Origin of the sequence: Nesterenkonia sp. AY15 (genome assembly GCF_022565855.1) — a bacterium.
Taxonomy (GTDB): Bacteria; Actinomycetota; Actinomycetes; order Actinomycetales; family Micrococcaceae; genus Nesterenkonia.
Genome location: NZ_JAJOYV010000003.1, coordinates 64817 through 86857, shown reverse-complemented (window position 1 = coordinate 86857; position 22041 = coordinate 64817). Strand labels below are relative to the sequence as shown.

19 protein-coding genes are annotated in these 22041 nt (G+C 68.7%); 14 read left to right on the top strand and 5 right to left on the bottom strand.

All coding sequences use genetic code 11. The annotated features are described in order from the left end of the window. Positions 1–196: 196 nt before the first annotated feature. Positions 197–3418, bottom strand: a complete 3222-nt coding sequence (locus LSI54_RS05950) for a beta-phosphoglucomutase family hydrolase (protein ID WP_241465755.1) — start codon at positions 3416–3418, stop codon at positions 197–199. Positions 3419–3586: 168 nt separating this feature from the next. Between LSI54_RS05950 and LSI54_RS05945 the strand changes: the two genes are divergently transcribed. The 5 genes from LSI54_RS05945 to LSI54_RS05925 all read left to right on the top strand — a co-directional run bounded on the left by LSI54_RS05945 (position 3587) and on the right by LSI54_RS05925 (position 8244). After that, positions 3587–4531 carry an acyl-CoA thioesterase gene (locus LSI54_RS05945; protein ID WP_241465756.1) on the top strand — a complete coding sequence of 315 codons (945 nt, stop codon included), beginning with the start codon at positions 3587–3589 and terminating at the stop codon, positions 4529–4531. A gap of 33 nt (positions 4532–4564) precedes the next feature. Beyond that, a complete protein-coding gene (locus tag LSI54_RS05940; protein WP_241477939.1) occupies positions 4565–5665 on the top strand; it encodes a CPBP family glutamic-type intramembrane protease in 1101 nt (366 codons plus the stop codon). Positions 5666–5717: 52 nt separating this feature from the next. After that, on the top strand, positions 5718–7079 hold the full coding sequence (locus LSI54_RS05935; RefSeq protein WP_241476419.1) for an MATE family efflux transporter: 1362 nt from the start codon (positions 5718–5720) through the stop codon (positions 7077–7079). A 67-nt stretch (positions 7080–7146) separates the two neighbouring features. Then, the gene (locus tag LSI54_RS05930; protein WP_241476420.1) at positions 7147–7716 is read left to right on the top strand and encodes a hypothetical protein; all 570 of its coding nucleotides are present in this window, start codon (positions 7147–7149) and stop codon (positions 7714–7716) included. A 114-nt stretch (positions 7717–7830) separates the two neighbouring features. After that, complete coding sequence (locus tag LSI54_RS05925) at positions 7831–8244, top strand: hypothetical protein (protein WP_241477938.1); 414 nt, start codon at positions 7831–7833, stop codon at positions 8242–8244. Positions 8245–8488: 244 nt separating this feature from the next. Here the strand turns inward: LSI54_RS05925 and LSI54_RS05920 are convergent, their stop codons facing one another. Together LSI54_RS05920 and LSI54_RS05915 are read right to left on the bottom strand one after the other, a co-directional pair. Continuing rightward, a complete protein-coding gene (locus LSI54_RS05920) occupies positions 8489–9322 on the bottom strand; it encodes a CGNR zinc finger domain-containing protein (RefSeq protein WP_241465763.1) in 834 nt (277 codons plus the stop codon). A 130-nt stretch (positions 9323–9452) separates the two neighbouring features. After that, on the bottom strand, positions 9453–9989 hold the full coding sequence (locus LSI54_RS05915) for an SRPBCC family protein (protein WP_241477937.1): 537 nt from the start codon (positions 9987–9989) through the stop codon (positions 9453–9455). Between the two features lie 102 nt (positions 9990–10091). Here LSI54_RS05915 and LSI54_RS05910 point away from each other — a divergent pair, with 102 nt between their 5' ends. Both LSI54_RS05910 and LSI54_RS05905 read left to right on the top strand, forming a co-directional pair. Continuing rightward, entirely contained in the window at positions 10092–11351 is a 1260-nt protein-coding gene (locus LSI54_RS05910) for a hypothetical protein (RefSeq protein WP_241465766.1), read from the top strand. After that, the gene (locus tag LSI54_RS05905) at positions 11348–12901 is read left to right on the top strand and encodes a phytoene desaturase family protein (RefSeq protein WP_241465767.1); all 1554 of its coding nucleotides are present in this window, start codon (positions 11348–11350) and stop codon (positions 12899–12901) included. Before LSI54_RS05910 ends, LSI54_RS05905 begins: the two co-directional genes overlap by 4 nt. 40 nt (positions 12902–12941) lie before the next feature. Here the strand turns inward: LSI54_RS05905 and LSI54_RS05900 are convergent, their stop codons facing one another. Next, entirely contained in the window at positions 12942–13637 is a 696-nt protein-coding gene (locus LSI54_RS05900; RefSeq protein WP_241477936.1) for a LysE/ArgO family amino acid transporter, read from the bottom strand. Positions 13638–13730: 93 nt separating this feature from the next. On the opposite strand from LSI54_RS05900, the gene LSI54_RS05895 reads away from it, so the two are divergent. The 3 genes from LSI54_RS05895 to LSI54_RS05885 all read left to right on the top strand — a co-directional run bounded on the left by LSI54_RS05895 (position 13731) and on the right by LSI54_RS05885 (position 17060). Beyond that, positions 13731–14624 (top strand): ArgP/LysG family DNA-binding transcriptional regulator, encoded by an 894-nt coding sequence (locus tag LSI54_RS05895; RefSeq protein ID WP_241465770.1) that lies wholly within the window; start codon positions 13731–13733, stop codon positions 14622–14624. A gap of 123 nt (positions 14625–14747) precedes the next feature. Continuing rightward, the gene (locus LSI54_RS05890; protein ID WP_241465772.1) at positions 14748–15821 is read left to right on the top strand and encodes an LLM class flavin-dependent oxidoreductase; all 1074 of its coding nucleotides are present in this window, start codon (positions 14748–14750) and stop codon (positions 15819–15821) included. A gap of 72 nt (positions 15822–15893) precedes the next feature. Next, complete coding sequence (locus LSI54_RS05885) at positions 15894–17060, top strand: hypothetical protein (RefSeq protein WP_241470755.1); 1167 nt, start codon at positions 15894–15896, stop codon at positions 17058–17060. Positions 17061–17088: 28 nt separating this feature from the next. Here LSI54_RS05885 and LSI54_RS05880 read toward each other — a convergent pair whose 3' ends face one another. Further along, the gene (locus LSI54_RS05880; protein WP_241477934.1) at positions 17089–17628 is read right to left on the bottom strand and encodes a small multi-drug export protein; all 540 of its coding nucleotides are present in this window, start codon (positions 17626–17628) and stop codon (positions 17089–17091) included. A gap of 118 nt (positions 17629–17746) precedes the next feature. Here LSI54_RS05880 and LSI54_RS05875 point away from each other — a divergent pair, with 118 nt between their 5' ends. The 4 genes from LSI54_RS05875 to LSI54_RS05860 all read left to right on the top strand — a co-directional run bounded on the left by LSI54_RS05875 (position 17747) and on the right by LSI54_RS05860 (position 21821). After that, positions 17747–18358 (top strand): TetR family transcriptional regulator, encoded by a 612-nt coding sequence (locus LSI54_RS05875; RefSeq protein WP_241476426.1) that lies wholly within the window; start codon positions 17747–17749, stop codon positions 18356–18358. Next, positions 18355–19992 carry an MDR family MFS transporter gene (locus LSI54_RS05870; RefSeq protein WP_241477932.1) on the top strand — a complete coding sequence of 546 codons (1638 nt, stop codon included), beginning with the start codon at positions 18355–18357 and terminating at the stop codon, positions 19990–19992. Before LSI54_RS05875 ends, LSI54_RS05870 begins: the two co-directional genes overlap by 4 nt. Before the next feature lie 360 nt (positions 19993–20352). Beyond that, on the top strand, positions 20353–21021 hold the full coding sequence (locus tag LSI54_RS05865; protein ID WP_241477930.1) for a hypothetical protein: 669 nt from the start codon (positions 20353–20355) through the stop codon (positions 21019–21021). Positions 21022–21089: 68 nt separating this feature from the next. Further along, a complete protein-coding gene (locus LSI54_RS05860; protein ID WP_241477929.1) occupies positions 21090–21821 on the top strand; it encodes a copper resistance CopC family protein in 732 nt (243 codons plus the stop codon). The last annotated feature ends 220 nt before the right edge of the window (positions 21822–22041 follow it).

Sequence of the window (22041 nt, the reverse complement as noted above, 5' to 3'; positions counted from 1 at the left end):
GCGTGGTTTGAACAGTTGCACAAACGCAGTAGAACCTGTCCATACACTACGGGATCTCGTGGTTTCCGGAAGGGGTCCGAGGAGGATTTCTGGTCTGCTGAACATGCCCGGGACGTCGCGAAGAACGACGACGGCCCACCCGGGAGAACCGGGTGGGCCGACGTCTTCGTTCCTCGTGTTCTATATTCCCAGCGGCTCAGACCTCGGCGGGCTGGCGCTGATGCACTCGTGCGGAGTGCGCCAGCTTCACCGTCCAGGTCTCACCCGGGGCCATGGTCTTCGGGGTGCCCTCGACGTTGACGTCGATCGGCTCGGCCGAGCCCTCGGAGAGCTTGAGCTCGACGACCTCGTGGTTGATCGAGACCACGATGGGCTGGTTGCGGTAGCGCATCCGGAAGGTCAGCGCGGGCAGCTCATCGGGCAGCAGCGGGTGCAGCCACAGCGCGTCGGCGCGGGTCTCCACGCCGCCATAGCAGCGCAGCACCATGTCCACGGTGCCCGCCATCGCGCCCAGGTGCACGCCCTCGCGGGTGGTGCCGCCCTGGGTGTCGGCGAGGTCGGCCTCCAGCGCCTCCTTGAACAGGTTCCAGGAGCCGGAGCGGTCGAACCGGGCCGCCACCCAGCCGTGGACCAGCCGGGAGAGCGTGGAGCCGTGGGAAGACCGGGCCAGGTAGTACTCGACCGTGCGGCCGAAGTCTTCCATGGAGAGCTCATAGCCCATGTGGTTCAGCGTCTCGATGAGCTCATCGGCGGAGAAGATGTAGCAGAGCATGAGCACGTCGGCCTGCTTGGAGAGCTTGTACCGGTTGGTCGAGTCACCTTCGGCCTGCAGGATCAGGTCCAGCCGCCCGATGTTGCCGTATCTGGCGCGGTAGCCCTCCCAGTCGAACTCCTCCAGCGCCTCGTAGCCCTCGAACTGGCTGATCACGTTGTCCTCGTGGAAGGGAACGTGCAGCCGCTTGGCGATGTGCTCCCAGTGGTCCAGCTCGTCTTCGAAGATGTCGAGCCATTCCGAGAGCGGATCGTCGCGGCCGTCGAGATCGCGCACCAGTCGTGAGGTGTGGCGCAGCATCCAGGAGGTCAGCACGTTGGTGTACGCGTTGTCGCGCAGACCCGTGCCGGGCGCCTCGGCGGTGCCGTCGTGGTATTCGTCGGGGCCCATCACGCCGTCGATGCTGAACCGGTCGGACTCGGCGTCGTAGGTGGTCATGGACACGAAGAACCGGGAGATCTCCACCAGGATCTCAGCCCCATAGTCGGCCAGGAAGGTGTAGTCCTGCGTGGTCTCGAAGTACTGCAGCACCGAGTAGGCGATGGCCAGGGAGACGTGGCGCTGACGGTGGGAGTTGTCCGGCATCCACATCCCGGAGCGCGGGTTCCACAGCTCGCTGGGGGTCTCCTCGCGGCCGTCAGAGCCGGCCTGCCAGGGGAACATGGCGCCGTCGTAGCCCTCGCTGCGGGCCATCGCGCGGGCCTCGCTGAGCCGCCGGTAGCGGTAGAGCAGCAGCCCACGGGTCAGTTCGGGTCGGCGCAGGGTGAGCATCGGGTACATGAACATCTCGTCCCAGAAGAGATGTCCGCGGTAGCCCTCGCCGGTGAGCCCGCGCGCGGGCAGGGTCGCGTCCAGATCGTGGCGGGCGCCGAAGGCGGTCTGCAGCACGTGGAAGGTGTGCAGGTTCAGCGCCATCTGCTGGCGGGAGGGGTTCGCCCCGATGGAGACGGCGAAGCGGTGCCAGAGCACGCCCCACATCTCCTCGTGGTAGGTCAGCATGGTGCGGAAGCTCGAGGCCCGCTGGACCTTCTTGACCGCGTTGTGCCACACGGTGGAGATCGCCTGGTCGTGGGAGTTCGAGACCGCCGCGATCTTCTCCAGGATCACCGGCCTGCCGGATTCCAGCGCCAGCGAGATGTCGTGGCCTGCGACGAGTTCACCCTCGTGGATCGCCCGACGCATCGGGTTGCTGGACCCGGAGGTGGTCACGGAGGTGCGGGTCGCCAGGGCGATGCGCACCTCGGACTGGTTCGTCTGGGTCTCCAGCAGCACCGTCTCGCCGTCGACCTCGCGGGACTGCACCGGATCCAGGTGGTTGCCGGCGAGCTCGCGGTCGGCGTCGACGTTGCGGTTGGCCACCCGGCCGTCGATCATCGAGCGCACATTGACGTTGCCGGACCAGTTCTCGGCCTCGATCTTCATCTCCAGCGCGGCGATCTGCACGCCGGCCAGGGACTGGAACTGGCGCATGGTCACCTTGGTGCGGCGTCCATGGAGGTCCTGATAGCGGGCGATCCTGGTGGCCACACCGCGGCGCATGTCGAGTTCCTGGTGGTAGTGGATCAGCTCGGGGGAGCCCGGCAGCAGCGGGGTGCCGGCATCCGGGGTCACCTGCAGGAAGGTCCAGTCCGGCACATTGACCATGTGCTCGGTCTCCACGGTCTTGCCCATCAGGTCGGTCTTGAGCCGGTTGAACACCCCGGCGATGTAGCTGCCCGGGTAGTGGGTGGCGTCTGCTGCGGTGCCCGGGTAGTGCCCGCGGGTGCCCCAGTAGCCGTTGGCCATCGCCATCAGGACCTCGCGGGTGGGTTCCAGCTTCGGATCGAAGCCGTCATAGGAGAGCACCCAGTCCGAGTCATAGGGGCGGGTGGTGCGGGAGGAGAGGTTCATCACGGCGAGATCGGTGATCACGACGTCGGCGCCGGCCTCCTTCAGCCGGGCCGGGTCATCGCCGCGGTTGAGCCCCACGACCATGCCGAAGTCCCCGGCGCGTCCGGCCTGGACCCCGGAGGCCGCATCCTCGACCACGATGGTGTCCTGGGGCTCCACGCGCAGCAGCTCTGCGGCGTGGAGGAACATATGCGGGTTGGGCTTGCCCGGCAGGCCCAGCTCCAACGCGTCGGAGCCGTCGACGATCACGGTGAACGCGTCGAGCAGCCCGGCGATGGTGAGCACCTCGCGGCCATTGCGCGAGGAGGTCACCAGGGCGGTGGGGATCCCGTCCTTGCGCAGCTGTTCGATCAGTTCCACGGTGGTGTGAAAGACCTCCACACCGTCCCTGGCGAGCACGGATTCGAAGTAGCCCTGCTTGCGCGCGGCGAGCCCGTTCACCGTCAGCCTGTCGGGGGCATCATCGAGGCTGCCCTCGGGCACGTCGAGATTGCGTGCGTTCAGCAGCGACCGCACGCCGTCCTCGCGGGGTCGGCCGTCGACGAAGTTCAGGTAGTCCTCTTCGGTGAACTCCGGCTGCGGGGAGCCGGCGATCTCCGGCAGAGCCGTGTCGAAGAGTTCCTTCCATGCGCGCGTGTGCACCCCGGCGGTGTCGGTGACGACCCCGTCCATATCGAAGATCACGGCACGGAAATGACGCAGCGCGTGGCGTTTAGCTTCGGCGCTGTGTCGGAACGGATTCTCAAAGGGGTGCATATCTGCCTCACGCTGAGATGGTTCTAGGGTCGGATGGCGGCCCAATGACGGGGGCGTCTCCGATTGGGCACGGTGCCCCATCCTAGGTCTCTAGGGTCCACGATATACACCCGCGCGGTGACCACCTATGGCGCGGGTCTCGCACGCGGGGGTGCTAGCGTCGTGGTCATGGCGCGGCGAAGCAGCATCGAACTGACATTTCGAGAGGTGGCGGGCACCTCCCCGGACTCCTTCGTGGCCGCTGGCACGGTGGTGGACTGGATCGACAAGACCGCCTACGCCTGTGCGGCCTCCTGGACCCGGACCGACTGCGTGACCTCCTATGTGGGGAACATGCACTTCACCGTGCCGGTCCCACGCGAGACTCCGGTCACCGTGCAGGCCCGGGTGGTCCACACCGGGCGCACCTCGGTGCACATCCAGACCCGGGTGCTGATCCGCAAGGATGAGGGCTGGGTGGTCTGCACCGAGTGCTTCATGATCTATGTCGCCGTGGGCGACGACGGCGAGCCCGCTGCCGCCGCCGCCTTCGAGCCGCAGACCGAGCTGGAGCGACGGCGCGACCTCGACGCCTCCCAGCGGATGGTCTACCGCCGGCAGATGGAAGAGACCATCCAGTCCCTGCCCGAGGGCATGGGCAGCTCCGAGGCGCTGACCATGCGCTTCCTCGCCGACACCGACGAGCGGTACCCCGATGGCAAGATCCGGGGCGGCGCGGTGATGAAGTGGATCGACAAGACCGCGGAGATCTGCGCGGAGCGGTACAGCGGCCATGAGGTCGCGGCGGTGCTCACCGGCGGAGTCCGCTTCTACCGGCCGGTGACCGTCGGGGACCTCGTAGAGGTCGACGCCCGGCTGGTGCTCACCGGTTCCAAATCCATGCACGTGCTGGTCCGTGTCCGCGCCGGGGACCGCCGCGAGAAGCACCCCGCGGTGGTGGCCTACGGGCTGCCGGTGATGGTCGCCCCGGACGGCACCGGCTCGGCGCGGACGATCGCCCCCTGGGAGCCGATCACCGACGAGGACCACGCGGTGGCGGCCCAGGCGCGCAAGCTGCGTGACCTGCGCAACGCCACCTTGCTGACGCCCAGCCCCATCACCTCGCAGAACTGACCCGATCACCGCGCAGAACTAAACTGGTACGTGATGACTCAGCCTCCGCATAACCCCTATGGCCATGATCCGCGCTACCCGGCGCCCGATGTCTACGGTCCTCAGCCCGGTCTTCATGGCGGACCGCCGCAGCACTACGGCCAGCCGGTCCACCCCTACGGCGAGCCGCCTCACCCGCACGCCCAATCGCTGCAGCCCGGTCAGCAGCCCGGCCAGCCGCCGCAGGGCGGGTGGCCGCCGGCGTCGCACCCGCCGCGCAAGCGGCAGCGCGACGCCGAGCCTGGCCGCTTCATCTGGGGTGATCTCATCGCGGTGCTGGTCTATGTGATCGTGATGCTCGTCGGCGGCGTGAGCCTGCTGGCCCTGCTGCCGCCCTTCTCCACCATGCTGGGCTCCGGGGTCGAGCAGCAGGAGCAGCAGGCGCTGTTCCTGATCAACGTCATCGGCTACGCGGTGATGGTGGTCATCGCTCTCGCGCTCTCCGCCAAGGCGTTGTGGCGCTCGGTGCGCGCCTTCGGCTACCTGTGGTGGCTGAAGCTGCTGCTGGTGCCCGTGGCCTGGGTGGTCACGCTGATCCTCACCGCCCTGCTGGTGCTGAGCCTGGGCGGGGAGCCGGAGACCTCGGAGAACCAGCTGGCGATCGAGTCCATGCTGGCGTTCGTGCCGTTCCTCGCCGCAGTGCTGGTGATGGGACTGCTGGGCCCCTATGTGGAGGAATACTTCTTCCGCCACCTGCTCATCGGGAAGCTCTCCCGCTATATCAACATCTGGATCTGCGGGGCGATCTCGGTGATCACCTTCCCGCTGCTGCACTTCATCCCGGCGCTGGTGGCGATGCTCGCCAGTCCCGGCGCGGCCACGGACCTCACCGTGGTCTCGGTGGTGCCCTACGTGGTGATGGGCTCGGTGTTCACCGTGGCCTACATCCTCACCGGGCGCTCGCTGGTCTACGCCTGGCTGCTGCACGCCTTCAACAACGTCATGGCGCTGGTGATGGCCTACTTCGTCCAGCCCCAGCTCGAGCAGTTCCTCGAGGACAGCGGGATCGACGACCTCGGCGGTCTGGTCTGGCACACCGGCGCGGTGCTGCGCGTGCTCACCGAGACGACCCTGGCGCTGGCCGGGAGCAAGTGAACCAGCTGCACCTGAGCCGGCGCGCAGGTCACCGGCGCCAGGGTCCGCGCTGATGGCGGCGAGACCGGCACCGGAGTCTGTGCCGTCCCGCGATCCGCGGCCGATGGGCCGGCAGATCCTCGCCCTGGCGGTCCCCGCCCTCGGGGCGCTGGTGGCCGAGCCGCTGTTCCTGCTGGCGGACACCGCGATCATCGGCCGGCTGGGCGTCGACGAGCTCGCCGGAGCGGCGCTGGGGATCACCGTGATGCACACCGTCACCGGACTGATGATCTTCCTGGCCTATTCGACCACCCCGGCGGTGGCGCGCTTCGTCGGCGCCGGTCGGCTCTCCCGGGCGCTCGCCGCGGGCCGCGACGGGCTCTGGCTCGCGGTGATGCTCGGGGCGGTGCTGGCCTTCGCCGGACTGGCGTTCGGTGAGCAGCTGCTCCTGGCCATGGGCAGCTCCGCAGACATGCAGGTCCACGCCTGGAACTACCTGCTCTGGTCGCTGCCCGGGGTCCCGGCGATCCTGCTGGTCTTCGCCGCCGTCGGAATGCTGCGCGGGCTGCAGGACACCAGGACCCCGCTGGTGGTGGCCGCCGTCGGCTTCGGCGCGAACATCGTGCTGAACCTGATCCTGGTGCACCCGCTGGGGCTGGGCACCGCCGGAGCCGCCCTCGGCACCTCCATCGCCCAGTGGGGGATGGCGATCACCTATCTGGTGATGCTGATCCCCAGGATGCGGGCAGTCGGAGTGCCCTTGGGCGTGGACCCCATCGCGCTGCGCCAGGCGGCCAGCGTGGGGTCCTGGATGATGCTGCGCACGGTCTCGCTGCGCGCGGCCATCGTGGCCACGGTCCTGATCGCCACCGATCTCGGACCGCACACCCTCGCCGCGCACCAGGTGGCCTTCACCATCTTCTCCACCCTGGCCTTCGTGCTCGACGCCCTGGCCATCGCCGCGCAGGCACTCATCGGCAAGGAGCTCGGCGCCTCCCGGGTGCAGGAGGCCAAGGCGATGACCCGCACGATGACCCGCTGGGGACTCGGGTTCGGCGTGATCACCGGCGGGCTGATCGCGCTGGCGGCGCCCTTCGCCCCGGCCCTGTTCACCCCGGACGATCGCGTCGCCGCCGGCGTCACCGCCGCGCTGCTGGTCATGGCCGCGGCCCAGCCGCTCGCCGGCTTCGTCTTCGTGCTCGACGGCGTGCTCATGGGCGCCGGCGATGTGCGCTACCTCGCCGTCGTCGGGCTGCTGAACCTCGCGGTGTACCTGCCGCTGCTCTGGTGGATCTCCAGCGCCGGTTTCAGCGGCACCGAGGCGATCGTCTGGCTCTGGGCCGGATTCGCCGTGGTGTTCATGGGTGCCCGCGGGGTCACGCTCGGGGTCCGGGCCTACGGGGAGCGCTGGATGATCGCCGGCGAGCAGCGCTGAGCCGCACCGCTGGGCCGGGCACCCTGCCTGGGTCGGGCCGCCGGGCCGCAGCGGTAGACTCTGCTGCGTGCCTGTGAAGAAGATCCCCGCCGCCACCGCCGAAGAGCTGACCCGACCGGTCTGGCTCCGCGCGGTCATCACCGTGATCTTTGCCGTGGTCGCGATCTTCTGGCAGGAAGAGACCGTCACGTTGTTGAAGATCTCCATCGCCGGGTTCTTCGTGCTCGGCGCCACGGCCGTCTGGGACTACGCCAAGGTCGAGGCGGTGCCGATCAGCCTGCGCGGACCGCTGGCCATGGGCGCCGCGGCCTGGGTGCTCGCCGGGGTCGCTGTGATCTTCGTCAACACCGCCGCCGCGGCCGCCGTGATCGCGGCCATCGGGTTCGCGGCGATGGGCGTGGCCGAGCTCGTCGGAGGATTCAGGGCCCGGCATGACTTCGTCCCGGCGCGGGATCAGATCATCCTGGGTGCCGTGGGCGTGCTCACCGCGCTCGGTCTCGCGATCGGCCTCCAGCTGGACCCCCATGGGATTCTCGGGGTCGCTGGGATGGGCGTGGTCATCATGGCGGTGGTGCTGCTGATCAGCGGCGCCGGACTGCTCCATGACGCCAAACGGGGGCGTGCGTCGACTCAGTGAGTCGCTGAATCGTCGCCGTTCTACTACAGGACGTAGAATTGACCTGGTGGTGCCACGCCGCAGGCGCAGCCCACCCGAGACCAGATACCGATGCTCAGGAACGAGGAACTCCCAGTGGCTGAAGACGATAAGGGGCGCCGATCTCTGCTCGAGACGGTCAAGGCTCCGCTGATCTTCTCCTTCGCCATGGGATTCGTGGCGGGATTCGTCACGCTGATCACCTCCTCCGGCGGCACCGAAAACCCGGCACGGCTTGACCTGGGGCTGATCGCGTTCGGGATCGGCTTCATCGCCACGCTGCTGGTGATCTCGATGCTGCACCTGGCCTCGCGGGACAACCCGGAGCACCTCTCGGAGGGCTCGGGTGTGAATCGGAACTCCGAGGAGCTCTACCGCCAGCAGGTGGCGACGCGCCGCGAAAAGGCCCGCCGCAAGAAGGCTGACGAAGCGGCCCAGGCCCGGCGCGACGCCGGGGAGCCCGAGGACGGCGACGAGCCGACCTACGGGCGTCGCGACGACCGCCGCTGATCCTCGACCTCCACCAGGTCTGGCCGCGCTGCCCCCTCAGGAGGGCACTCGACGCTTCGAGGCGCGCTGCGCCCCCAGCGGGCACGCCGTCACATCTCGGATGCTCGAATCTGGGCACGCATGAACCCCGCACCCGCCGAGTCCGGCGCAGCAGCACCTTCCTCGGCCGGCCCGGGGTTCATGCCCCCGACTGACAAGCACGTCACAGCCTCCTGTTTTCCGTGACGGTCCCTCAGTCGTGCGGCTACGTCTTGGCCTTCTTCTTCTCCTTCTTCAGCTTCTTCGCTGATTTCTTGTCACGCTTCTCCATCAGCTCATCACGCATCCGGTCGCGGAACTCCTTGGCCGCCCTGGCGGACTGAGAGGTGGGCACTTCGATCTGTGCCGCCTTCTCTGCCGCGCTCGGCTTGACCAGTCGCGGACTGTCCAGCGTGTCCGAATGCGCTACAGCGTGCCGACTCGAGTGTGCGACGGGGGCCGCCGCCTCGGGTGCGGTGGAGAACGTCTTGCGGTGTGCTGCCTGACGGGCCCGGTAGGCCCGCACATGGGCGCGGTTGGCGCAGTTGCCGAAGTCGCAGAACAGCCTCGAGCGATTGCGGGTGAGGTCGATGATGACCGCATCACAGCCTTCGCCCTTGCAGGTGCGCATCCGCGCCGTCTCATCCCGCACCACCAGGTGCTGGATGGCAGTGGCCATACTCGCCGTCATCACATCTGCGAGCTCCTTCGACGCCGGCACCGGCTCAGCGCGGTACTCGCCATCTGAGCCGCGGGCGACCTTCAGTCCCACGCCGCGCAGGAGCTCGTTGAGCACCTGGATCGGGGCGTCGGATTTGATCGGGGTCGCGCTCCAGATTTGCTGGACCTTCTCACGCAGGTGCTGGATCTTCTCCAGCTGCGTCCGGTCAGCGCCGGAGGGTGGCCAGCGCAGGGCCGGATCCCGCGAACTCAGATACTCCTTGAGCTGCGTCACCGTGGTGAGCTGATCCAGACCGGGCGTGGCGCTGCGCAGTCCTTCGCCGGTATTGACCAGGTCGGCTGCCGCTACGAGGGTTCGGTCAGTATCCACATCGAACATGCATCTCCTCTCCCGAGGTCATAGCACCCGGCCGAGATCCGCGGCCTCGCGGCGGCGGGCGCTGGTGTGCCGCTAATGTTAGTCCATGTGGGGTCAGGGCCGGGGGTCCTTCCGCCGGGCTGAAGGACGTTCAGTCGTCAGGGCCGAACCGTTTCTGCAGCCTGGAGAGTGAGGCCTCGATCCCTCGACCGTTGCGGGAGTAGACCTTCGACGCCGTCAGGGCCGCTCGCATGAGTCGGTTCTGAGCACGTGCGTCGTAGGACTCGGTGACCAAGGTGCTGTCCGTGCCCGGCCGGATCGGAGTCATCTCCCAGCGCCACCGGTGCCCTGTGGGCTGGACCCATTCCAGCACCCCCGGTCGCTGCGCCGTCGGCAGCTGTGAGGTCAGCACCCGAAGCGGCAGCGTATAGGGGACCCCGAAGACGCGCATCCGGACGCTGAAGCGATCGCCGGTCTTCAGCTGATGCGGCCCGATCGCCTGGCTCTGGACGGTGCCGGATCCGTCGATCTCGTGGTGACGATGCGGATCTGCGACCAGTGCGAAGATCTCCTGCGCCGAGGCGGCGACTTCGGCGCTGAAGGCCACCACGTGGACGCCGCGGTCTACCTGCTCGGGTGGGCGCGGAGCGCTTCGGGGGTCAGATGGTGAGGATGCGGGTGTGCTCATGGGCCTCAAGTCTAGGCCGGCGGTCCTGACAGCAGAGGTCCGTTCGCCGGGAGTTCACCGCACCAGCTTGCAAGAAGCTCCCCCTGCGGCAAGGCTTGGGCTGTGATCAACTCCACCTCCACCCACGGCACAGCTCGCCGGCTCGCGGCGCAGGCCGCGGTGGAGGAAGCCTCCCATCCGGCGGAGACCACCCGTTCCCAGGCTGAGACGCAGGCCCGGCTTCAGGTGCTGATCGAGTCGCGCGCCATCTGGTGCGCCATCGGAGGGGCGCTCATCGGGCTGGGAGCTGGATTCTTCGTCTTCACCGATCATCGGCCGCCGCTGGCCGGAGACGGGTCGATCCAGGTGTATGGATCCATCGTCGGCGGGGTCACCGCCGGGCTCGCCTTCCTGCTGGGCTTCTCGCTGAACACCAGACTGGCCAACATCTGGCTGGGGCAGCGGCCACGGATCCGCCAGGTGATGGACACCTTGGCGCTGCTGGTGGTCCATTCCTCGATCGCGGTGATGGTCGCGCTGGGACTCTTCCGGGTCTTCCAGGAGGCGTTCATCGGGCTGACCGTGGACTACATCGCCGGTGCCGTGCTGCTGGCGATCGTCGGCGGCACTTCGGGGTACTTCAGCTTCAACTCCGGCGCGCGGATCAATGCGTTCACGCTCTCCACGCTGCTTGCGCTCTTCACCGCCTCAGGGGTGCTGGTCTCGATGATCTTCGCCGAGAACCCCTTCTGGTGGCATGTGATGTTCTCCGAGCTGGGCACCGGCCAGGCCGGGCTCACCTCCTTCTGGACCTTCAACACCACGCTGGTGGTCTCCGGGACGATCATCACCACACTCACCGCGTTCATCACCCGCGACCTGGAGATCTGGTCTGACCACATCACCAGCACCCGCGAGCAGGAGCTGCAGCGGCGGCAGGAGGAACGCCGCCGGCGCAGCGGCAGGCTGCCGGTGGGGGCGCGGCTCGCCGCCGCGATGACCCGACACGTCTGGCGGCCGCGGATCGGGATGCTGCGAACGGTGATGATCAGCATGGGCGTCTCGCTCGCCGGGGTCGGACTGGTGCCGATCAGCCTGCACCATGACATCCACGTGGTCTTCACCGCCGGCTTCGGACTGTCCTTCTTGATCTTGCTGATCGGCATGCCCTATCTGCTGCCCGGCTTCCCGCGCACCTTCTACCTGATCAGCTACCTCGCCGCGGCGGCCGTGCTCTTCGCCGTCGCCCTGTGGGAGCCCATCGGCTATTACAACCTGACCTCCCTGGAGCTGATCGGAGCCGCTGTGCTCTTCTCCTGGATGGTCGTTTTCATCCGCAACATCGCCGCCCTGGTCGCCCAGCTGAAAGGTCCCCACACATGAAGCGAGCCGCCGTCGTCGGGTCAGGTCCGAACGGACTGACCGCCGCCTGCCTGCTGGCCCAGGCCGGATGGGAGGTCACCGTCTACGAGGCCGCCGCCGCACCCGGGGGCGCCATGCGCTCGGCCGAGCTCTTCGCCGGGGAGCTCGGCGGCGCGGTGCCCGGCGGGGAGGGCGTGATCAGTGACCTCGGGGCCAGCGTGTTCCCCTTCGGCCCGCCGCCGGTCCCCGGCGTCATGCGCCACGGCCTGGAGTACGTCCACGCCTCGATCCCCGCCGCCCACGGGCTCGACGACGGCGCCCCTCCAGCCCTGCTGGAGACCTCGGTGCGTGCCACCGCCGCCGGGCTCGGCCCCGACGGTGCCGCCTGGACCCGAGTCTTCGGACCGGTGGCCCGGGACTGGGACCAGGTGCTGCGCGCAGGGATGACCCCGATCACCGCGCCGTGGACCAACCTGCAGTCCGACTCGGCAGCGCGTCGACTGCAGTCGCTGCTGCAGATCGGTGCCCGCGGCGCCTGGCCCTCGACCTGGCTGCAGCAGATCTTCGCCGAGGCGCCGGCAAAGGCGCTCTTCGCCGGTCTCGCCGGGCATGCGACCACCGACCTGCGCAGGCCGCTGACCTCAGCCTTCGGGCTGCTGCTGGGGACCGCCGCGCAGGTGACCGGCTGGCCGATGGCGCGCGGAGGCTCCGGCGCGGTGGTGCGCGCCCTGGTCGCGGAGCTTGAATCCCACGGCGGCACCGTGGTCACCGGCCGCCGGATCCTCGGCCTGGAGGATCTGCGCGAGCCCGGCAGCACCGGTCCCGGCGGACACGTCCCCGACGCGGTGCTGCTGGACCTGACTCCGCGCCAGCTGCGCAGCTTCAGCGGCCTGCGGCTGCCGCGCGGATATTCGCGGGCGCTGAGCAGCTGGAACTACGGCACCGGCATCGTGAAGATCGACTATCTGCTCGAGGGTCCGATCCCGTGGCGGCACGAGTCGATGGGCCGGGCCAGCACGGTCCACCTCGGCGGCGGCGCGTCCCAGATGGCGGCTTCGGAGGCCGCAGCTGTGCGCGGCACCCTGCCCGGGCGGCCCTATGTGCTGCTGACCCAGCCCGCCGCCGCCGATCCCTCCCGGACCCCTGATGAGCGGACCGTGGCCTGGGCCTACGCCCATGTCCCCGGCGGGCTCTCCGGGTCTGCGGTGCCCCGCGCCGCGAAGATGATCGAAGCCGAGATCGAAGCTCAGGCCCCCGGGTTCGGTGCGTCGGTGCAGGCACGCAAGCTCTGGAGCCCCGCGGATCTGCAGGAGTGGAACCCGAACCTGGTGGGCGGCTCCATCAGCGCCGGTGCGCCGACGCTGCGACAGTTCCTGGCCCGGCCGGTGCTGCGCGCAGATCCCTACCGGGTGCCCCAGGCCGGTGGCGAGGCGCCGGGAACTCCCGGGCTGGCACGCTCCGGCGGCCCAGGACCCGAGGTCTACCTCTGCTCCGCCTCGACACCTCCGGGCGGAGGCGCCCACGGGATGGCCGGGTTCCACGCGGCCCAGTCAGTTCTGCGCCGGCACTGACCGGGCAGCACTGACTGGGCAGCGCTGACTGGGCGCGGGATCAGAAGCCGCTGAAGGCCAGCAGCCCCGCGACCACGACCATGATGGCACCGACGAAGATGTCGAGCACCTGCCAGGTGCGCGGCCGGTTGAGCCACTTGGAGAGCACCGCCCCGCCGAGGGCCAGCGAGCTGAACCAGACGATCGAGGCGATCACCGCACCGGCGGCGAAGAGCCAGCGCTGATCCCCGAAGGTGTTCGCCATGGTGCCCAGCACCACCATCGTGTCGACCCAGGCGTGCGGATTGAGGATGCTCACGCTGAGCCCGGTGGCGGCGATCGAGGAGATCCGGGTGACCTGGACCTGCTGCGCCTGCTTCACGGCGGTGCCGCCTGCGCCGGAGGAGCCGGGCGCGCCATCGTCGTCGGCGTCCTGGCTGGAGAGTTCGACATGGACCCCGGGCTTCAGCGCCTGCCCCGCGCGGCGGGCCGAGCGGAAGGAGCGGAAGGCGAACCAGGTCAGGTAGGACACGCCCAGCCAGCGCAGCACCTCCATCAGCCACGGCGCGTGATCGAGCACCGCGCCGACGCCTGCGGTGCCCAGCGCGATCAGCAGGATGTCGCCGAAGACGCAGCAGGCCACCGCCAGCAGCACGCGATCGCGACGCAGGCCCTGGCGCAGCAGCCAGGCGCTCTGCGGGCCGATCGCGACGATGAGGGCCAGGCAGGTCAGGAGTCCGGTGAGGAAGATGGTCATGGCTCCATCTTGGAGTCTGCACCACCATCCGCACCAGCTCAGGATCCTTCACTATCTGAGGCAATGCTTCAGATATGCCGGTAGGCTTGACCCATGAACACTGATCACCTGCGAGCCTTCGTCGCGGCGGTGGATGAGGGGACCTTCGAGTCCGCCGCCGCGCTGCTGCAGATCTCCGGATCCGCCTTCTCCCAGCGGATCAAGGCGCTGGAGAAGGAGGTGGGCCACGTGCTCGTCACCCGCACGGTCCCGGTGGTGCCGACCGAATCCGGGGCGGAGCTGCTGCGGATCGCCCGGCAGACCGTGATGCTGGAGGACGAGGCGCGACGCAGCCTCGGCTTCCACCGGATCCCCGGCGAGGCGGCGCCCACGGTGACCCTCTCTGTGGCGGTGAACGCGGATTCCCTGGCCAGCTGGTTCCTGCGGGTGCTGCAGGAGGCCGCCACCTGGGACGACGTGGAGCTGCACTTCTACGCCGAGGACCAGGAGCACACCCACGAGCTGCTGCGCAACGGCACGGTGGCCGCCGCGGTGGCGGAGAATCCCTCGCCGGTCTCCGGGTGCCGCTCCACCGTGCTGGGGGTCATGCGCTACTGGCCGGTGGCCAGCACCGAGCTGCTGGACCGGCACCGCTCCGCGGCGGGGGTGGTGGACTGGCAGCGGGTCCCGCTGGTGGAATACGGCATCCGGGATTCGCTGCAGCGCACCGGTCTGCGCCGACTTGGGGTCTCCGGAACCCCGACGACCCATATGGTCCCCTCGGTGGAGGCCTATAACGCAGCCGTCGGCTATGGGCTGGGCTGGGGGATGATTCCCGAGTCGATGATGCCGCCCGGGGTGATGGAGGGGACGCACCGGGATCTGGTGATCGTCGAGGAGATCGGACTGCAGGAGACCACCCTGCACTGGCAGCACTGGTCCAGCACCACCTCGGCGATGGATCGACTGACCGCCGCGGTGCGCCGGGCCGCCGCGCGCATGAGCTGAGCGTCCCGGCCCGGAGGTGCTGAGGGTTCCGGCCTTGAGGCGCTGAGCCGCGAGGGATCCAACAACCTCTAAGTCTTTAAAATTTTGAGGAATGGAGCGGGAATGAGTGGTGTTGCACCAGCCATGAGCATCAGCACAGAGCGCCACAGCGACCAGTTCGAACTCGGCCTGCACACCTTCGGAGACGTCACCAAGACCCTCGACGGTGAGCAGGACGTCCCGCAGCCTCAGGTGCTGCGCAATGTCCTGGCAGAGGCCAGGATGGCCGACGCCTCGGGGGTCGACGTCATCGGCATCGGCGAGCACCACCGCCCGGACTATGCGATCTCGGCACCCGATGTGGTGCTCTCCGCGATCGGCGCCGCCACCGAACGGATCAAGCTCACCTCCGCGGTCACCGTGCTCTCCTCCGACGACCCGGTGCGGGTCTACCAGCGCTTCGCCACCATCGACGGGCTCACCAATGGCCGTGCCGAGGTCTCGCTGGGCCGCGGCTCCTTCATCGAGTCCTACCCGCTCTTCGGCTATGACCTCTCCGATTACGAGCAGCTCTTCGAGGAGAAGGTCGAGCTCTTCACCCGGCTGCGCTCCGAGACCGCGATCAGCTGGCAGGGCAGCACCCGCGGCCCGCTGAAGAACCAGGAGATCTACCCCAAGACCGATCACGAGCACGGTCTGCCCACCTGGATCGCCGTGGGCGGCACCCCCAATTCGGTGGTCCGGGCCGCACGGCATGGCCTGGGACTGGAGCTGGCGATCATCGGCGGCGCCCCGGAGCGTTTCCGCCCGCTGGCCCAGCTCTATCAGAAGGCGCTCGATGAGTTTGGTCACAGCGGCAACCGTCGCATCGCCGTTCACTCCCACGGATTCGTGGCGCCCACCGACGAGGAGGCGCTCGACGTCTTCTACCCGTCCTGGGCCGAATCGATGGCGAAGCTCGGCCGTGAGCGCGGCTGGGGCAACGGTCATCCGTCCCGGGCGCAGTTCGAGCAGGAGGTCCACCAGGGAGCCCTGTATGTAGGCTCCCCAGAGACCGTGGCCAAGAAGATCGCGCGCACCCAGAAGCTGCTGGGCAACAGCCGCTTCGGCATGAAGTACGGCAATGCCAGCCTGGCGCACGAACACATGATGAGCGCCGTCGAGCTCTACGGCACCCGGGTCAAACCTCTGGTGCTGGACATGCTCAGCGACTCCTGAGCACGCCGAGGCAGTGTCAGCGCGCCGCGAGCGCGCTGACACTGCCTCGGAGCAGAACGGTACTGTGATGACATGGCATCGCAGGAGACGTACGAAGACACGCATGAGGAACACAGCACGGGAACGGCGCCAGGGGAGCAGGACACGCAGAACCAGGGCCAGGTCGACCAGTACAGCGGAACGGATCTGCCCGTCCGTGACGGCAGCATCGTGGTCTACTCCGACCCCGGCCGCACCTCGCTGCTCGTGCGCAAGATGCTCCAGCAGCCCCAGCGCGGCCGCAACTCCGGCTGGGCGCGCGGCGCAGAGGTCACCCAGGAGCAGGTGCTGATCCCGCTGCGCGAGGATGCCACATTGGACCTCGTCGTGGCCAAGCGCTGGGCCCGCGAGGCCGAGGCCGATATGACGGTCATCGTCACCGAGATCCCCCGCATGGCCGGGGAGCGGCCCAAGACGGCGGAGCTGCACTTCGCGGACAGGCTCGCCATCATCTCGCTGCCCGCGCTGGGACCGGCGTTCATCATGCATTCGCTGCGACGGGAGCTGCATCGAGTGGTCACCGCGCTGTTGAACGAGTCGGTGGATGCCGCGCGCCAGTACGGCGGCTACTACGCCCATGTCGAGGAGCAGAAGGGCGACGACACGTTCTTCATCTCCCCAGGGATGCTGTTCCCCGGGCGGCTCTGGATGACCTTGGGCATGGTTGCGGCCAACGAGCCGCTCTGGTCCCTGCCCAAACTCTCCGGCGTCTTCGCCGCCGCCGCCGCCACCGGCGCGTTCGGCATCTTCTTCACCACGATCTGGGAGATGGCGAGCTTCCTGCCGCACTGGCGGCTGGCCATCGTCTCGGTGGCCGCGGTCGGCATCGTCAGCGCCTGGCTGATCATCAGCAACCGGCTCTGGGACCGGTCCGCCGTCGTCGGCGGTGCCCGGGAAGCGGCCATGTACAACATCTCCACCGTGGTGAGCCTGCTGACCAGCGTCACCGCGCTGTACTTCGTGCTGTTCGTCTCGATCCTGGTGGTCGGGCTGCTGCTGATCGAACCCGGGTTCATGGCCGACGTCCTCAGGCAGGAGACCGGCTTCATGAACTATGTGGAGATCGCCTGGCTCTCGGCCTCGCTGGGCACCTTCGCCGGCGCCATCGGGGCCAACTTCGACGACAGCGTGAACCTGAAGAACCTCACCCAGGGATCCCGAGAGCTGCAGCGCTACCCCAAGGACGCGGAGCAGCGCTGAGGTGCTTCCGGTCTCTGCGCTGGGCTCCCTAGGCGATGAGGGTGAGTCCCCAGACGGTGAGCAGCGCGAACCCGGCGCCCCAGAGGATTACCGAGACCAGCATCCAGGCCATCACCGCGTGACGTGAGGCGCCGAAGGACACCATCAGCGGGGCCGTGAACTGGCTCGGCAGCGCGAGCGGCCCGAGGATCGAGACCCCTGGCACGCCGAAGCGATCAAAGATCCGCCGGACCTTCTCGCGTTTGGCGGACTTCTCCGGGTCCATCTGCTGCGGGCGCTTGTGCAGGATCGCGGTGCGCACCCAGTGGGCGACGTAGACGACCAGGATCAGCGAGAGCATATTGCCGACGACGGCGGCGATGAGCGCCACCGCCGGGTGCATGCCCGCGAGGATTCCGATCGGAGCTCCGAAGAACGACTCCACAAAGGGAATGGCGGAGACCAGGATGACGCCGAGCCACTGAAGTGCCGCTGGCAGGCCCTGGGTCCAGTTCTGCAGGCCTGCGACCCAGCTCTCCCCGTCCACGGTGGTGGCGACGTCGGTGGCAAGTGTGAGTGATTCGAGCATTGCCTCAGTATTTCGGAGTATCGCCCGGGCTGCGTCAGCCCGAGGGGTGATCCGTGGAGAGTCTTGGCCTCATCTCCTTGCACTTGTGCAAAGTTGTATCGGTGCATAAGATGCACTAGTGCAAGAAAATCTGACGCAGCGCAGGCGCAATCAGCGCGACACCTGGAACGCCATCCACCAGGCCGCCTTCGCCCTGGCCTCGTCCGAGGGACCCGGCGCGGTCACCGTGGATGAGATCTCCGCCAGGGCGGGCGTCTCCCGCCGAACGTTCTTCAACTACTTCCCGGTGAAGGAGGACGCGGTGCTGGGGACCCGGTCAGCGGAGCTGGACCCGGCCGTCGTCGAACGCTTCCAGGCCTCCACCGAGGATGAACTCACCCGCGTGGTGCATCTCTTCGTGTCCGTGGTGCGCACCTGCCTGCCCGAGGAGACCGCCGCGCAGCGCCGGGCGATCATCGCGGAGCACCCGCAGCTGCGCGCCAGGCTCGCCGAGCTGCTCGCGCAGGTGGAGCGGCTCGTCTATTCGGCCGTGCACGCCGAGGCAGACCAGGGCGGGATGCACCTGCCCGAGGGAGCAGGCACCCACGCCTTCGAGGCGCTGCTCGCGCTCGCCGGCGGCATCACCAAGTTCGCCTTCACCCGTTATCACGAGGCCGGCGCGGAGAGCCTGGATCCCTTCATCAGCGAGAGCATCGCCCTGTTCAGACAAGTCGTGGAGACCACCCGATGACCAGCCCCGAGACCTCTTCGACGCCGAAGCTCACCCCGCCGTCCGAGGCGAGTGCCACCGCCGAGGCGAGTGCCACGGCCGAGGCCGCGGCGCCCAACGGTGCTGCGGAGCCCGACGCGGGCGGCGCCGACGCCAGTGCCCCGCCCGAGACCGGACACCTGAAGTGGATCTTCAGCGCCCTGATCCTCGCCATGCTGATGGCCGCACTGGGTCAGACCGTGCTGGCCACCGCGCTGCCGACCATCGTCGGTGAGCTCGACGGCGTGGAGCACATGGCCTGGGTGATCACCGCGTTCATCCTCGCCTCGACGGTGATGATGCCGGTCTACGGCAAGCTCGGAGACATGTTCGGGCGCAAGCCGCTGTTCATCTTCGCGATCATCGCCTTCGTCATCGGCTCCGCACTTGGGGGCGCGGCGGACAGCATGGCCCAGCTCGTCGGGGCCCGGGTGATCCAGGGGATCGGCGGCGGTGGACTGATGATCCTCTCCCAGGCGACCATCGCCGACGTCGTCCCGGCGCGGGAGCGCGGCCGCTATATGGGCGTGATGGGCGGGGTCTTCGCATTCGCCTCGGTCGCCGGGCCGCTGCTGGGCGGCTGGCTCACCGACGGTCCAGGCTGGCGCTGGACGCTGTGGATGAACGTGCCGCTCGGCGCGCTCGCGCTGATCGGGATCGTGCTGCTGCTGAAGCTGCCGCCGCGACCCCCCGAGGCGCGCGGCCGGATCGACGTGTGGGGGATGGCGCTGCTGGGAGTGGCCACCACCGCCGTCGTGCTGATCGCGACCTGGGGCGGGGGAGAGTTCGCCTGGACCTCGCCGATGATCCTGGGCCTGCTCGCCGCGATGGTCGTCTCGGGGCTGCTCTTCACCTGGATCGAATACCGGACCCCCGAACCGATCCTGCCGCTGATGCTCTTCCGCAACCGCAACTTCGTGCTCACCATGGTCGCCGGACTGATCACCGGTGTGGCGATGTTCGGCGCGCTGGGATATATGCCCACCTACCTGCAGATGGTCACCGGCTACACCCCGGCCCAGGCGGGGATGCTGATGATCCCGATGATGGGCACGCTGCTGGTGGCCTCGGTCGTCGTCGGCCGCAGGGTGAGCAAGTCCGGGCGGTATAAGCGCACGATGGTGGTGGGCAGCGTGATCACCGCGCTGGGCCTGGGGCTGCTCTCCACGGTCAGCGCCGACTCCCCGGTGATCCTCGAATGCCTCTACCTCGGCGTGCTCGGGCTCGGGCTGGGCTGCACGATGCAGCTGCTGACCCTGGTCGCGCAGAACTCCTTCGCGCTGCGCCATGTGGGCACCGCGACGGCGGGACAGAACTACTTCCGCCAGGTCGGGGCCACGCTGGGCGCGGCCGTGATCGGCTCGCTCTTCGCGACCCGGCTCACCGAGATGCTCACCGAACGGCTGCCCGCCGACGCCGCCGGCGGGGTGGGCGCGAACTCGCTGACCCCGGAGCTGGTGCGCGGGCTGCCGGACTCGATCCAGGCGGTGGTCGTGGAGTCCTATAACGAGGCGCTGGTGCCGCTGTTCCTCTGGATGGTGCCGCTCGCGCTGATCGCCACCGTGATGCTGCTCTTCGTGGAGGAGAAGCCGCTGGCGACGACGCTGGACCGCTGAGGCAGGCGCTCCTTGCGCCGCCGCGTTTCATCTACTGGGCGATTTGAGGGAGTTTCCGGGTGGGATTCGGTCCGAAAAGCCCCCAAATCGCCCAGTAGATGCAGGCTGGGTGGTCAGGGCTGACGCAGCCGGGTCCACCAGCACTCCCGGCCCCCGGCCCCCGGCTCGCCACCCGAACCAGGCTCCGGCCGAGCCGGGGATCACGAAGGCGGCCCAGGCCAGGAATTGGGAGCGTCTCCCTGGGGGCCTCGCTGAGGCGATCTCGTCCAGCGGAATCCACCCCCGCCACCCACGCCCCCCCCCCCGAGTTCTACACGCTGTAGTAGACTCGCCCGCATCAGCCGAGGGAAGGGGGATCCTGTGGTCAATGCCGCGGACTTCACCCTTTCACCGCGTCCCGTGACCGGGACCGCTCGGCTGACCCGCGGGCTGCTGGCCGCGACCCTGGCCATCGGTTCCGCTGCGATCTCCCACTCGGCCGCAGGCCACCACATGCCGCACTGGATCGTGCTGGTTCTGGCGCTCGCGGTGAGCCTTCCCGTCTGTGCCTCGCTCTCCGCCGTGCGGCTCAGTCGGGCCCGGCTCGGCGCCGCGGTCGGGTTCAGCCAGGCGGTGCTGCACGGTCTCTTCGCGCTCTTGCCTGCCACGGGGGCCTCCGCCAGCGCGACTGTGAACAGCGACGCGGCAGCGCACGCCGGGCATGCGGCCCATGATCACGCCGTCACGGTGGTCGGTGCGGCGCAGACCAGCACGGTCGCTCAGGTGCTGCCTGATGCGCCGATGATCATCGCCCACGTGTGCGCCGCAATCTTCAGCTTCGGGGTGATCCGCCGCGGCGAACTCATTCTCCAGGCGCTTGTCGCCCTGCTGCTGCTGCGCCCGGTCTTGCTGCTGTTCCTGCGTCCGGTCTCGCTGACCGGGCCCCGTGCCATCCGCGCGCACGATTCCTTCTCCACGGTGATCCTGCGGGACCTCTGGCTCGGCGGCGGCGCGCAGACCCTGCGCGGACCGCCGGTCCTCGTGAGCTGACATCGCCATATGGTTTCCACGGCTCGACGCCGGGGACCAGTCACTTCACGACGGAAAGCACTGAACTCATGTCATCCCGCACCCCCGCACACCGCACATCCACCACCTGGCGCCAGCGCGCCGGCCGCGTGACCGCACTCTCCGCGACCGCCGCGCTCGGCCTGGCCGTCACCACCATGGCGGCTCCCGCCTGGGCGCACGATTCACTCATCTCATCCTCTCCGGAAGCCGGTGACCTCCTCGAGGCGAGCCCCGAGGAGGTCACCCTCGAGTTCTCCGGCGGCGGACTGACCACCGGTGAGTCCATCACCAACATCATCGCGGTCAGCGATGAGGATGGTGAGAACTGGGAGGGCGAGACCGAGATCGAGGGTGCGACCATGTGGACCGAGCTCCCCGCGGAGCTTCCCGGGGGCGACTACACGGTCGCCTACCGAGTGGTCTACTCCGATGGGCACGCCGAGGAGAGCTCCTTCGACTTCGAAGTGGCTGCGGCAGAGCCGGATCCCGAGCCCACGCCGGAGCCTTCAACTCCCGCTGAGACCGAGACCGAGACCGACGCCGACGCTGAGACCGAGACTGAGGCTGCTGCTCCGGCAGAGGACGACGACGTCGCCGACTCCACCTCCACGGACTCCGCCGAGGCGGATGAACCGGTGACGGGGGACGCGGCTGCGGACACCCAGCAGGACCCCGGCCTGCCGGTCTGGGCCGTCGTGGTCGGTGCTCTCACGGTGCTCGGTCTGCTTGCTGCGATCGCGATGGCTGTTCTGCGCGGGCGCAAGACGCCCCGCGCCTGATCCGCCTGATCCGCCTGATCCGCCGCGCCCGACCCCGGCGCGCCTCCACGAGCCCGAACGCGCACGCCTGACTCAGCGCTGCTGATGCGCAGCCTCTGATCAGGCTCCCGCCGGCCTGCCGCTTCCCCGCGGTCAGGTCCAGCTGGGGCGACCCGCTTCCCGTGGATCGCTCTCCCACCCAAGACATCTATGCCCACCGCGCACGAGTGCGCGTTCGGGT